The following is a 12,276-nucleotide window of genomic DNA, read 5'->3' as shown; positions in this document are numbered from 1 at the left end:
TTGACTTATGAAAAAACTACTGCTACTGCTTATTCCAGTTCTTTATTCTGCTCAGAATAAAACCAATTCCACCAAGCCAGATAGTAGTACTTCATATAAGAATATCAAGGAAATTGTTTTAAGCAACAGAAGTAATCCCCGGGCTCTTGCAATACTGGCAAAAGCCAATAGGAACTTTAAGCAGAACAGTCCTAAAAATCAGGATTCCTACAGCTTTAAAGCTTACAGTAAATTTTCAGTAGACTTTGACAAAGATTCTATTGCCAATTATCAGAATTATGTAGCACGCAGGATTGATTCTTTAAAGCTCTTGGGTGACAATCCGGAATTTTCTAAAAGAAAGCGCAAAGATTCCATAGAAGATATAAGCTATAAAGATATGCTTACCACTAGCAAAATGTTCCTTTGGGAACGCGCTATGGAGTATAAATACAATAAAGAGCAAGGCGAGCATATCGATATCCTGGACAATAAAGTATCCGGGCTAAAGCGCCCACTCTACGATGCTATTGCTTTACGTTCTAATATTGGCCAGATCCCTGATGAAATACAAAAAGAAAACTGGACATTATACCGCTATTACCTTACAGATTCTATTCTCCTGAATGGCAGAGAAACTTATGTTATTGGATTTAGAAAGACCAATATTACTTTCTCCAGAAAACGTAAATACAGTGGCTATATCTATATTGATAAAGAAAACTATGCTGTAGCCAAAATAGAAGACCATGGTAAAGATAAAACCGATATGGAACACATATCCATATGGAAACCTATTAACAACAGTTGGTTTCTGGAAAAAGAATACATGAAATCCAGAATTGGTAGTGTACCGTTTAAAAATAAGGATAGCAAAAAGAAATTCAACAGCTATTTTTATATAGAAAACAATTATTTTGACTTTAAAGTACCTGACAATAAACTTACTCCGGATGATTTCAAAGGTTATACTTATACTATAAAGAATACTACAGGTACTGAACTTCCTAAATACCGTAAGGATAATTTTGATCAACGGGATAATAACACTTATTACAAAATGGACAGCCTCTTTAAGGCTAAAAAAGTAGAGTTTAAACTTAACTTTTTAGCAGGAATTACAAGAGGAGACTTCCGTTTTGGTATTATAGACTTCCCTATCGACAGGTTTTTCGACATCAACAGATATGAAAATTTCAGATTTGGACTGGGAATGAAACTTAATGAAAACTTTAATCCTTATGTATCACCAGATGCCTATGTTGGCTATGGTGTGCGGGACGGAAAGTGGAAATTCCGTGTAGGTATAGATGTAAGGACTACTCTTGAGAGGGATGCTGTACTTCGTTTAGACTACACAGATGATGTTGGAGCATCCGGACGATTCAGACAGAATCTGTGGGTAGGTAAAATGAAGATTATGAATACCGGTGCCGGACTTCAAACTCTAAACTATTACAGATACAGAGGTTTTAAGCTTTCTTACCTGGACAGTCCGATTAACTCTTTTATGTATAAAGTAGAAGCTGCAAAATATAAAGAAGAAGCTTTATTCAATTACCTGTATAAAGGGCAGGATAAGATCTATGATAATTTTTCTACTGTTGTTACTCTAAAATACTCTCCAAACAGTAAGTATATTATGACACCTACCGGGAAAGACATGGTAGAACAGGGTTACCCGGAATTGTATTTCAACTGGGAAAAAGGATGGACAGATCTAAAATACAACCGACTGGATTTGCTTGCACTATACCAACAGGAAAGTATATTAGGTCAAACCGGACTTAGAGTTTACGGAGGTTATGTTGGCGGAGACTTCCCATTCTGGAAAACATTCGAGGGTGGAGGCTTGGCACCGGAAGGAAAGAAAAGCTTTATGAGCCGTTTCAACCTTACAACTTATCTGGGTTTTGCAACTATGCCTAGTGGAAAATATTATCAGGACAAATTTGGAGCTTTCTACATCAGCCATCGTATTCCATGGCATTTTAAAAGCTTCGGACAAAACACCTCCAGCTTTGACCTTGTTTACAAAGGAATTATAGGAGACTTTAAAAACCCAGAATTTCACCAGATAAAGTTTGAAACACTAAACAAACTTTATCAGGAAGTTGGTGTAGAGTGGAATAATTTCCTGAGCACCCAGTTCAATCTTGGGTTCTTTTATCGTGTTGGTCATTACCAAACCAGTAATTTCACTGATAACTTTGCTATTCAGCTGAAACTTAAAATTTTAGGATTTTAAAATCTTCACAACAAAAAATAACTGATCCTGTACCTGTATAGGATTTTTTATAATATATACTGATTTAAAATCAGTTTTTTCTTTTATCACAAGAATAATTTTACAGTACCAGCATCTTTATTATATTCTGGTTAAATAATTTTAAACTATATTGAAAACTTTTAAATAATTTAATAGTAAAGATGAAAATATTTTGCATCTTTAGAACTTGTTTATCCTAAAGATAAAAATGCTGAATATGAAAATACAATTTCTATTTCCTTTACTACTGGCTTGCTCAGTTGATGCTCAACAAAATGCAAAAGCAATTTCCGTTCACCAATCTATTCAGTCTGAAACTGATAAAATTTTCAATAAACTTATTGAAGTCCGAAGAGATCTTCATGAAAATCCAGAGCTGGCAGGTCAGGAAATCCGTACTCAAAAAGTTTTGGAAAAGTATTTACTAGATTTAGGATTAGAAGTCCAAAAAGATCTATACGGACACTCTTTAGTAGGAATCCTTAGAGGAGGAAAAAAAGGGAAAAAAATCGCATGGCGAGCAGATATGGATGCTCTTCCTGGCGATAATACTGATAAAGTATCTTTTAAATCTAAAAATAAAGGTGCATGGCATGGCTGTGGTCATGATGTGCATATGGCAATCGGACTTGGCATAGCCGAAGTGCTTTCAAAATACAAAAGGGAACTGAAAGGAACCGTCTATTTCATATTCCAACCGGAAGAAGAAACCTTCATTGGAGCAAGAAAAATGATTGATAATGGGCTATTTTCTAAAATAAGTCCCGACGAAATCTATGGACTCCATATAACAGCGCTACCTGTTGGCCAGATTATGACTAAACCTGAAGAAGTCTTTGCTTACCAGAGAAGGGTAAAAATTGAATTAAAGAATGCACTACCAGATAAAGAAATAAAAGAACTTTCAACTAAAATATCTCTTTCTTTATCCCGTTCGGAAAATAATAGTAAACCTTGGGAAATACAACATATATCCGATCCTAAAATAGGACTGACGAACCCTAATACCATTTTTAAAAACTACAGGATAATAGACGGAAATTTTACTTCAAGCTCAGATGGAAAAGGCTTCTCTGTGAAAACTTATATTTATGAAACAAACTCCGATAGGCTGAATGAAATTATCCCACAGATAAAGCTGGTTCTAGAGACAAATGGCTATAAAGATCAGCTTCTTTCTATTTCTTATGTACAGGAAAACCCAACAATTTTCAATGATAAAAGTTTAACCAATCTTGCCTCGGAAACATTAGAAAAGGTTTACGGAAAAACAGCAGTTGCCAGAGACTATGGACAGGTCCCTTATTTCAATGATGATTTCTCCTATTTCCAGCAAAAAAAACGTGGTGTTTATTTCTTACTGGGCGGATCAAATTCAGCAAAAGGAATTATTGCAATGAATCATACTCCCGCTTTTGAAGTCGATGAAGAAAGTATAAGAACTGGTGTTAAAAGTTTTTCATCCCTTATTTATGAAAGGTTAAAAGAGCGTTTATAAAAACCATATATTTGTGTATACTATCATCTTATCACATTCATAACTATGAAACTAAAAAAATTAATCACCGTTTTATTTATTGGACTATTCTTCTCTTTACATGCACAACAGGAGGATGCTAATAAGATTCTTGAAAAATCTTTATCTCAGGCAAAGAAGGAAAATAAAAATGTTCTGCTTATTTTTCATGCTTCATGGTGTGGCTGGTGCAAGAAAATGGAAAAGAATCTGAACTCAGATATTGTAAAACCTCTGATTGATAAAAATTATATCCCCACTTATGTTTCCGTACAGGAAATAGGAGAAAACATCAAGAAATATGAAAATCCCAATGGGCAGGATTTAATGAATAAATATCAGGGAAAGGAAGCAGGTCTGCCTTTCTGGGTGATATTGGACGCTAAAGGAAATGTACTGGATAATTCTTTTGATAAAAATAAAGAAAATATAGGCTGTCCCGCATCTCCGGAAGAAGTATCAGAGTTTAGACACAAACTACAGAAAACATCTTCTTTAACAGCTAGTCAGTTGCAAACTATTTACGATAATTTTGTTCAGAAGAAAAGCTAAATATTACACCACTTTTGCCTTCCGGACTATTCTTGCTAATAACGAGGGGAAAAATCGTTTAATATAAACTCCTAGTTTTTCTTTCCCTCCGATAACTGCTTGATATTTTTGTCTGGCTATAGCTTTTAACATCTTTTGAGCAAAAATGTTAACGGGCATTCCGTTGGCAGTAGCATCATCCATTGTATCTTGTGAAGCACCTGTCCCTGTAACCGCATTAACAGAGATATTGGTTTGTATAAATCCCGGACAAATCATCGTTACTAGCACATTATCATTATAAAGCTCCGCTCTCAAAGCCTCAAAAAAGCCATGCAAAGCATGTTTTGCAGCTGCATAACCGCTCCGCATAGGTGCACCGAAAAGCCCCATAAGACTGGATACAACAACAATTTGTCCGCCTTTATTCTTAATCATATATGGGACAACAGCTTTTGTAAGAGCGACAGTACCTATAAAGTCTACGTCCATCAGCCGCTTATCTACCTCTATAGAAGTTTCCATTGCAAGTGAGCGTTGTGATAGCCCGGCATTGTTAATCAGAATATCAATTCTGCCAAACTTGTCAATAGCTTTTGTTGCTGCGATCGGCATATCTGCATATTTTTCCAGGTCAACAGGTATTACCGCATATCTGTCTTTATCCAGTCCTGCTTTCTGAGCAATTGCATAAAGCTGTTCTTCTCTTCTTGATGAAAGAATAATTTTTGCATTGCTTTTCATTGCTAGTTCTGTTACCAAGGCCTCACCGATACCAGATGATGCACCTGTAATCCAGATTACTTTGTTATTAAAATATGCATTCATGATCCGTTCATTTTTATTGTGATTATAATCTGCCTATGTACTTGCCTGCTTTCATTCCGGAGAATATACAACCTCCAAGGAAAGTACCTTCCAAAGCTCTGTATCCATGCATTCCTCCCCCTCCAAATCCGGTAGCTTCTCCCACTGCATAAAGTCCTTTTAGTACTTCTCCATCACTTCCCAATACCTGAGCATCCAGATTGGTTTCTATTCCGCCCAAAGTTTTACGGGTCAGAATATTAAGGCGAACCGCAATAAGAGGACCATTTTCCGGTGCCAGTATTTTGTGAGGTTTTGCTACACGGCCTAATTTATCTCCTAAATATTTCCGTGTACTTCTTATATAATTGATTTGCGTATCTTTTGAGAACTTATTATCCAACTCTCGATCCCTTTCTTCTATTATTTGTCGGATGTTATTATAATCCAGAAGATGATCTTCGGAAAGTTCATTCATCTTTTGTACAAGTTCTTCCAGATTATCGGACACTATAAAGTCTCTGCCATGTTCTTTAAAGGCTTCGACAGGAGCTGGTGCTTTTTTACCAAAAATCCGATTCAGAAAAAGACGGTAATCTTTATTTGTAATATCAGGGTTCTGTTCCGATCCCGAAAGTGCAAATTCTTTTTTTATAATCTTCTGGGTCAAAATAAACCAGGAATATCCATAGCCAGTATCCTGAATATATTTTAGTGTCCCCAATGTATCAAATCCGGGTAAAAAAGGTGCCGGCAAGCGATTTCCTTTAGCATCAATCCACAGCGATGATGGCCCCGGTAATATTCTTATTCCATGATTGGGCCAGATAGGGTTCCAGTTTTGCAGCCCTTCTGTATAATGCCACATCCGGTCTCTGTTGATAATATTAACTCCTGCATTTTCCGCAATACCAATCATTTTTCCATCCACATACGCAGGAACTCCACATATCATATTTTCAGGAGGTACTCCCAATCTTTCAGGCCAGTTCTTTCTTACCAGTTCATGATTGGCTCCAATTCCGCCTGATGCTATAATAATATTCTTCGCTTTATATTCAAATACTCCAATTACATTTCTGTTTGTGGCAAATCCTCTTTCTTTATCATCAGCTTCGAGAACATTGCCTTTAACACCAGTTACTCTATTATCTTCTGTGATTAATTCTGTAACCTGATGTCTGAATTTCATTTGAAGCAGTCCCGCTTTCTGTGCTTCATAAGCTTTCTCTACAAAAGGTTTTACAACACCGGTACCTGTTCCCCAGCTAACATGAAACCTGGGCACAGAATTCCCGTGACCACTTGCATTGCCATCTCCACGTTCGGCCCAACCCACCATAAACATAAGTTTGATCCCCATCTTGCTGATGTATTCATATTTATCATGAGCCGCAAATTTCAAATAAGCTTCAGCCCACTGTCTTGGCCAGTAATCTTCTTCCCGGTCGAAACCAGCTGTTCCCATCCAGTCCTGCTTTGCAAGTTCAAAAGAATCCTTGATTCCCATTCTTCGCTGCTGCGGGGAATTGATCAGGAATAATCCTCCAAAAGACCAGAACGCTTGTCCGCCTATATTCTGTTCAGTTTCCTGATCTAACAGCAAAACCTTTTTCCCGGCATTGGTAATTTCCATTGCGGCAACCAATCCTGCCAGTCCACTTCCGATAATGATAGCATCCGGATGAAAATTATTTTCCATTTTAATAGATCATGATTTTGGTGAGTACAATTAAAGTCCTTACTACGAAGAACATAACTATCAAATATAATAAAAAGTATCTGTTTATATTTCAGGAAAAACAGAACTACTCTACTATACATATAAAAATATATAGCCCGTTGATAACGGGCTATAGTATATATCTGAAATTCTATTAATACTAATGAAAATGCTTCGGGAAAGCATCTTTGGGTTCCTTCCTTAAAACATTGAGCTTTATCCAAGACTCCAGAAAACCATAGCCATAAGAGAACATCTGCACATAGGTTGTAACTACCGCAAGTGCTCCAATGGAAATATTACGTGTAAGAAATGTAGCGTGAGCAAAAACTAAAAATGTATAAAGCCCATACAGACTAAGAATTATGCCGTTATGCTCAAAGAAATAATGAATTATTCCAATGCAATAGCCTACTAAAAAAACGCTGGGAAACCAGAATGTCAGTTTTGTATAAGCAGTATGTCTCTGATTAAGAATCGGACGCGCCACACCGAACTGATAAACCTGCTTAGAAAATTTCCCCAAATCGGTACGGCGTTTATGATAAACTCCAATATGATCGAAGAAAGCAGTTTGGTATCCTTTTTCCCATAAGGTCATGGATAAATCCGGATCCTCTCCAATTCTCATCTCAGAAAAACCACCTACTTCCAAAAACACAGCCTTTTTAACTCCCATATTAAAACTACGGGGCTGAAACTTGCTTACAGCTTTTTTATTTCCTCTGATTCCGCCTGTAGTAAACACAGATGTCATGGAATAAGAAATTGCTTTTTGCAGCAGGTTAAAGCCTTTATGAGCTTTATCTGCACCACCAAAAGCATCTGTAGGGTATTCCTCAATATTCTTACAAACCTGTTCTATGTAATCTGTTTCTACGATGACATCCGAATCCAGGAATACCAGCCACTCGCCTTCCGCACGATGTGCACCGTAATTACGGGAAAGACCCGGGCCTGTATTTTCCTTTTTGAAATACCGGATCGTCAGCATTTCCCGGAACATATCAATCGTAGGCTGCAATTCTATTTTGGATCCATCATCTACAATAATTACTTCAAAATCTTTACATGTCTGATGAGACAGACTATTAAGAAGCTCAAAAAGCTCATCTTTTCGGTTAAATATTGCAACGACAATGGATATCTTCATATTTTATTTAGTTTACATACTCAGTTATCAGCTACAAACTCTTAGTCAGAGGTATATAGCCAAATACCTGAAAAATATACTTATGCTTCTATTATTTTGTGGACTTTTTTGGTTCCTTCATACATTTCATATTGCAGGAAGCGGCACTCCAATTTTCCGTTGAACAGTTTTATTTTTCGGGACGGACGAAGACCTATTTTTTTCACAGCTTCTAAGTCAGCAGAAATCATCCATGCTAAAGTGTTAGGATAATGAGTTTTGAATGTATCTCCTATTTTTTTATAAAAGTCTTCATCAGAAATACTCAGACGTTCATCATATGGAGGATTAAACACCATTAACAATGGAAACATATCTTTTTCTGAATCGAAGAAATTTTTCTTTTTTACGGTAATAATATCATCCATTTCTGCTTCTTTGATATTTTTCCAGGCAACATCTAATGCATCTTCGTTTATATCATAACCTACAATCTTACCTTCAAAAGCCTTTACCCGGTTAACTCTGAATTCTTTTATTTTTTCAAATAACTCTGCATCGTAGTTCTTCCAATTCATAAAACCGAATTCCTTTCTGAAGATCTGCGCAGGTAGATCCATTGCTACCATTCCGGCTTCTATAAGAAGAGTTCCCGATCCACACATTGGATCCAAGAAGTTTCCTTTTCCATCCCAGCCTGCAAGCTGTAGCATTCCTGCAGCCAATACTTCATTGATAGGAGCTGTTGTCTGCTCTTTTCTGTAACCACGCTTAAATAATGGAGCTCCGCTGCTATCCATAGAAATAGTAACTAATTCACGATCGATATGAAGGTGGAATTTTATATCCGGATTTTTTGTATCGATAGACGGACGCTTTCTGTGATTTGCCACAAAATAATCGACAATAGCATCTTTCATCTTCAGCGTCATAAACTGAGAGTGGCTGTAGCGTTCAGAATATACAGTTGCATCTATCGCAAAAGTCTGATCTGCATCCATATACTCATCCCATGGAAACTTAAATAGTTTATCGTAGTATTTACTTTCGTTAAATGCTTTAAATGTAAGCACCGGGACCAAAATTTTGAGTGCTGTCCGCAGGGAATAATTAATCTTATATAGAAATCCTAAATCTCCTGCACAATTTACTGCGCGGTTTTTAACCTCTACATTTTTTCCGCCTAATTTTTTAATTTCCTCTGCCAAAACATTTTCCAGTCCAAAAAATGTTTTCACCTGTATTTCCAGATCCCCTGTTTGCATAATATTGTAAGTATTTTGCAAAAATAGACATTTTAAACCGGCTATTTTTCTTTTTCCTTACAATTCGGGCAATAACCGGATACAAATGCATTAACTTCAGCTATATGATAATCCTTCGGAAGATTTACGCTAATCTCTTCCGTCATGCATTTTACCTTTTTACATTTCATACAGCGGAAATGAAAATGATTATGGTTTTTTCCGTCACAAGATTTACACAATGCAAAATATTGTTTCCCCTCATCACTTACAATACGATGTACAATTCCGTCCTCACAGAAGCTGTTCAGAATTCTGTAAATTGTAGCCCTGTCCACAGTTTCCTGCAGATGGTTCTGGAGTTCTTCATGACACAATGCGCAGGGTTCCGATCTCAGAACATCCAAAACCAGCTGCTTCGATTTTGTATTTCTTTTTCCCATGAGTAAAAATTAATGCGACAATGTTGCAATATTAGTGTTTTTTTTTAATAAATTTGCATACTATTAAAAATTAAAACAGAATGGATTGGTTCGAAAGTTGGTTCAATACCCCATATTATCATATTTTATATAAAGACAGGGATTTTGTTGAAGCCGAAAATTTCATTGATAAGCTACTGGCTGAAATCAAATTACCACAACATTCTACGATCATAGACTTGGCATGTGGCCATGGGAGACACTCTGTATATCTTAATCAAAAAGGTTATACTGTATTAGGCCTGGACTTATCCGAAGCCAGTATCGGTTTCGATAAACAATTCGAAAACGAAACACTAAGCTTCCGTGTACACGATATGAGAAATCCTATTCAGGGTGAGAAAGTAGATGCTGTGATGAATCTCTTTACAAGTTTTGGGTATTTTGACCAGGACGATGATGATGAAAAGGTTTTCGAATCTGTAGCACAGGCTTTAAAACCTGGCGGATTATTTGTTTTGGATTTTCTGAATGCAGATTGTGTAGAACATACTTTGGTATCTGAATCATTAACGGTAAAAGATAATATTTCTTTTAGTATTCACAAAAGGATTGATAACAAAAGAGTTATAAAAGACATCCGTTTTAGCGATAATGGTCAGGATTTCCATTATGAAGAGAAAGTAAAGCTTCACTCCTTTGAAAAATTAAAATCACTGGCAGAGAAACATCAGCTTTCTTACGTTACCAGATGGGGAGATTATCAGCTAGGCACATTATCCGAAAGTTCACCGCGTTGTATCATACTATTCCAGAAAAAATAAATGGTTTATTTACTTCTTATACTCAGCGTCCTTTCAGGTATTACCTTAGGATTTTACTTTGGCAGACAACAGAAGTTTGCCAAAAGATTACTCATACTCAGTGCTGGCTTTTTGCTCAGCATGACAGTTATGGAAGTATTTCCGATTGTATTCCAAACCCCTTCACACAATATAGGAATGTGGATTTTGGGTGGTGTTATTCTGCAATTAATACTGGAAAGCCTTACGAAAGGTTTTGAACACGGTCATTTTCATCACCATGAAGAGGAAAAACAAATCTTCCCGATGGCACTGATTGCCGGAATGTTCATCCATGCCTTTATAGAAGGTATACCCTTAAGCAAAATGCCACATACAGTAACACCTTATTTACAGGGAATACTGGTACATAATATTCCTATATCTTTTGTTATGGGAGCCTTCCTGCTTAACGGTAGCTATAATAAAAAAATCGCATGGACAGTAATCGGATTATTTGCATTAGCATCCCCACTAGGAATGCTTCTGGGTCAATATTTTAATCCGGATTATCAAATCTACATTTTAGCAATTGTGAGTGGTATTTTCCTTCATATATCATCTGTTATTATTTTTGAGGGCAATAAAAACCACAAACTGGATTTGGAAAAAATAGCATTAGTACTATTGGGAATAGGTATTGCCTATGTAGGCCATCTCTTCCATCACCACTAAATTTACAGGCTTAATTACGGTTTCCCGTAACTGAAGGCCAGATAAAATATCTATCTTTGATGGTAACCAGAATGCTTTAATTCACTACGGATTAAAGCATTTTTTATTAATACGGAAACAAACCAATAATACATGAAATTATTAAAATTTACCGCCTTATTTCTACTTACTATTTCGATAGCAAACTGCTCTTCTGACCGTGAAGTAACCACTGTCACAAATCCTGAACTCAAACCGGATCCGACAGCAAAACCAGAAGATAACAAAATTCTGGTACCAAGTTCTTTTGAATTGGTAAAAGACAGTATCTGGAGCGATTCGAAAACCCATACAATTACAGTGTCTACAGACAGAGTTCATCAGTCATTTTTACAAGAGAACCTATATATAGGACAACTTGTACAAAACAAAAACGGCAAAATATCTGGTACCGATACAAAGGCGGAAAACCCTCTTAATCTCGACACTAGCTTTAGGTATAATGATTTATTTCTGATAAAGGATATCGCTGATATAAAGAACAATTATTTGAAATTATATAATAATATCATTGCTAAATATTCCGGGATGAGTTCCTCAAATTCTGCTTTCTTTTCTGCAAGTACAGAATTTCAGTCATACCGGCAGCTATATATGTTAACCATAGACAAGTTTCCTGATGTAGACAAACTTATACTAGGAAAGAAATATTATGAACAAGACTGTAAAGCCAAAGGTGTAATATATGAACTAAAACTCGAAGCTTTCGATATTGCTGTTCCTGTAAGTGATTATTATACTGATGCACTTCATCTTTCTAAGGTTTCTTTTGGTAAACATTTATTGTTAATTGTTGAGAGTGAAGCTGGAAAAACAGCTATTAATTCCGTTGTCAATACATTATTGAATAAACAAGCTTTAAACCCCGATCAAAAATCACTAATGGATAAAGCTAATCTCTATTGTGTGAATCTCGCCACTAAGGAAATTACAAAAGGTAAAGAAAATGTTGTAGACAAATATATAGCAAGCGCTGAAAGCAAAGAATACTATCCGCTATGGACTTTCTATTCAACAGCTAACAATTCCAGAAAAGTCAAACTGAAATACAATATCCGATAGGACTCATTATATAAAAAATCCTGCAAAATATTTTG

At 36.2% G+C, this 12,276-nt stretch carries 11 protein-coding genes; 6 read left to right on the top strand and 5 right to left on the bottom strand.

Annotation, left to right across the window (positions count from 1 at the left end):
• Window positions 1-7 precede the first annotated feature (7 nt).
• From C8J95_RS09405 to C8J95_RS09395, 3 genes are all read left to right on the top strand, one after another.
• Window positions 8-2,227: a hypothetical protein gene (locus C8J95_RS09405; protein WP_107808116.1), complete on the top strand. Its 2,220-nt coding sequence runs from the start codon at window positions 8-10 to the stop codon at window positions 2,225-2,227.
• Between the two features lie 238 nt (window positions 2,228-2,465).
• Window positions 2,466-3,746, top strand: a complete 1,281-nt coding sequence (locus C8J95_RS09400; protein ID WP_107808330.1) for a M20 family metallopeptidase — start codon at window positions 2,466-2,468, stop codon at window positions 3,744-3,746.
• A 45-nt stretch (window positions 3,747-3,791) separates the two neighbouring features.
• Window positions 3,792-4,316 (top strand): thioredoxin family protein, encoded by a 525-nt coding sequence (locus tag C8J95_RS09395; protein WP_107808115.1) that lies wholly within the window; start codon window positions 3,792-3,794, stop codon window positions 4,314-4,316.
• Window positions 4,317-4,319: 3 nt separating this feature from the next.
• Here the strand turns inward: C8J95_RS09395 and C8J95_RS09390 are convergent, their stop codons facing one another.
• From C8J95_RS09390 to C8J95_RS09370, 5 genes are all read right to left on the bottom strand, one after another.
• Window positions 4,320-5,123: an SDR family oxidoreductase gene (locus C8J95_RS09390; RefSeq protein ID WP_107808114.1), complete on the bottom strand. Its 804-nt coding sequence runs from the start codon at window positions 5,121-5,123 to the stop codon at window positions 4,320-4,322.
• Between the two features lie 22 nt (window positions 5,124-5,145).
• A complete protein-coding gene (locus C8J95_RS09385) occupies window positions 5,146-6,804 on the bottom strand; it encodes an FAD-binding dehydrogenase (protein ID WP_107808113.1) in 1,659 nt (552 codons plus the stop codon).
• Between the two features lie 181 nt (window positions 6,805-6,985).
• Window positions 6,986-7,978, bottom strand: a complete 993-nt coding sequence (locus C8J95_RS09380; RefSeq protein ID WP_107808112.1) for a glycosyltransferase family 2 protein — start codon at window positions 7,976-7,978, stop codon at window positions 6,986-6,988.
• Window positions 7,979-8,058: 80 nt separating this feature from the next.
• A complete protein-coding gene (locus C8J95_RS09375) occupies window positions 8,059-9,222 on the bottom strand; it encodes a class I SAM-dependent RNA methyltransferase (protein ID WP_107808111.1) in 1,164 nt (387 codons plus the stop codon).
• Between the two features lie 41 nt (window positions 9,223-9,263).
• Window positions 9,264-9,644, bottom strand: coding sequence for a Fur family transcriptional regulator (locus C8J95_RS09370; protein ID WP_107808110.1), 381 nt, complete (start codon window positions 9,642-9,644; stop codon window positions 9,264-9,266).
• Between the two features lie 80 nt (window positions 9,645-9,724).
• Here C8J95_RS09370 and C8J95_RS09365 point away from each other — a divergent pair, with 80 nt between their 5' ends.
• The 3 genes from C8J95_RS09365 (at window position 9,725) to C8J95_RS09355 (ending at window position 12,241) form a co-directional block, all read left to right on the top strand.
• Window positions 9,725-10,447, top strand: coding sequence for a bifunctional 2-polyprenyl-6-hydroxyphenol methylase/3-demethylubiquinol 3-O-methyltransferase UbiG (locus C8J95_RS09365; RefSeq protein ID WP_107808109.1), 723 nt, complete (start codon window positions 9,725-9,727; stop codon window positions 10,445-10,447).
• Window positions 10,448-11,140 carry a ZIP family metal transporter gene (locus C8J95_RS09360; RefSeq protein WP_107808108.1) on the top strand — a complete coding sequence of 231 codons (693 nt, stop codon included), beginning with the start codon at window positions 10,448-10,450 and terminating at the stop codon, window positions 11,138-11,140.
• Between the two features lie 132 nt (window positions 11,141-11,272).
• On the top strand, window positions 11,273-12,241 hold the full coding sequence (locus tag C8J95_RS09355; protein ID WP_107808107.1) for a hypothetical protein: 969 nt from the start codon (window positions 11,273-11,275) through the stop codon (window positions 12,239-12,241).
• The last annotated feature ends 35 nt before the right edge of the window (window positions 12,242-12,276 follow it).

This window comes from Elizabethkingia sp. YR214 (genome assembly GCF_003058195.1).
Classification (GTDB): Bacteria; Bacteroidota; Bacteroidia; order Flavobacteriales; family Weeksellaceae; genus Elizabethkingia.
The sequence above is the reverse complement of the archived record's forward strand: the minus strand, read 5'-3'. Positions and strand labels throughout refer to the sequence as shown.

Excerpts from the sequence above, each read along its gene's own strand:
- C8J95_RS09400 (WP_107808330.1), top strand. The coding sequence starts at position 2,466 with ATGAAAATACAATTTCTATTTCCTTTACTACTGGCTTGCTCAGTTGAT.
- C8J95_RS09370 (WP_107808110.1), bottom strand. The coding sequence starts at position 9,644 with ATGGGAAAAAGAAATACAAAATCGAAGCAGCTGGTTTTGGATGTTCTG.
- C8J95_RS09395 (WP_107808115.1), top strand. The coding sequence starts at position 3,792 with ATGAAACTAAAAAAATTAATCACCGTTTTATTTATTGGACTATTCTTC.
- C8J95_RS09405 (WP_107808116.1), top strand. The coding sequence starts at position 8 with ATGAAAAAACTACTGCTACTGCTTATTCCAGTTCTTTATTCTGCTCAG.
- C8J95_RS09385 (WP_107808113.1), bottom strand. The coding sequence starts at position 6,804 with ATGGAAAATAATTTTCATCCGGATGCTATCATTATCGGAAGTGGACTG.
- C8J95_RS09365 (WP_107808109.1), top strand. The coding sequence starts at position 9,725 with ATGGATTGGTTCGAAAGTTGGTTCAATACCCCATATTATCATATTTTA.
- C8J95_RS09360 (WP_107808108.1), top strand. The coding sequence starts at position 10,448 with ATGGTTTATTTACTTCTTATACTCAGCGTCCTTTCAGGTATTACCTTA.
- C8J95_RS09390 (WP_107808114.1), bottom strand. The coding sequence starts at position 5,123 with ATGAATGCATATTTTAATAACAAAGTAATCTGGATTACAGGTGCATCA.
- C8J95_RS09380 (WP_107808112.1), bottom strand. The coding sequence starts at position 7,978 with ATGAAGATATCCATTGTCGTTGCAATATTTAACCGAAAAGATGAGCTT.
- C8J95_RS09375 (WP_107808111.1), bottom strand. The coding sequence starts at position 9,222 with ATGCAAACAGGGGATCTGGAAATACAGGTGAAAACATTTTTTGGACTG.
- C8J95_RS09355 (WP_107808107.1), top strand. The coding sequence starts at position 11,273 with ATGAAATTATTAAAATTTACCGCCTTATTTCTACTTACTATTTCGATA.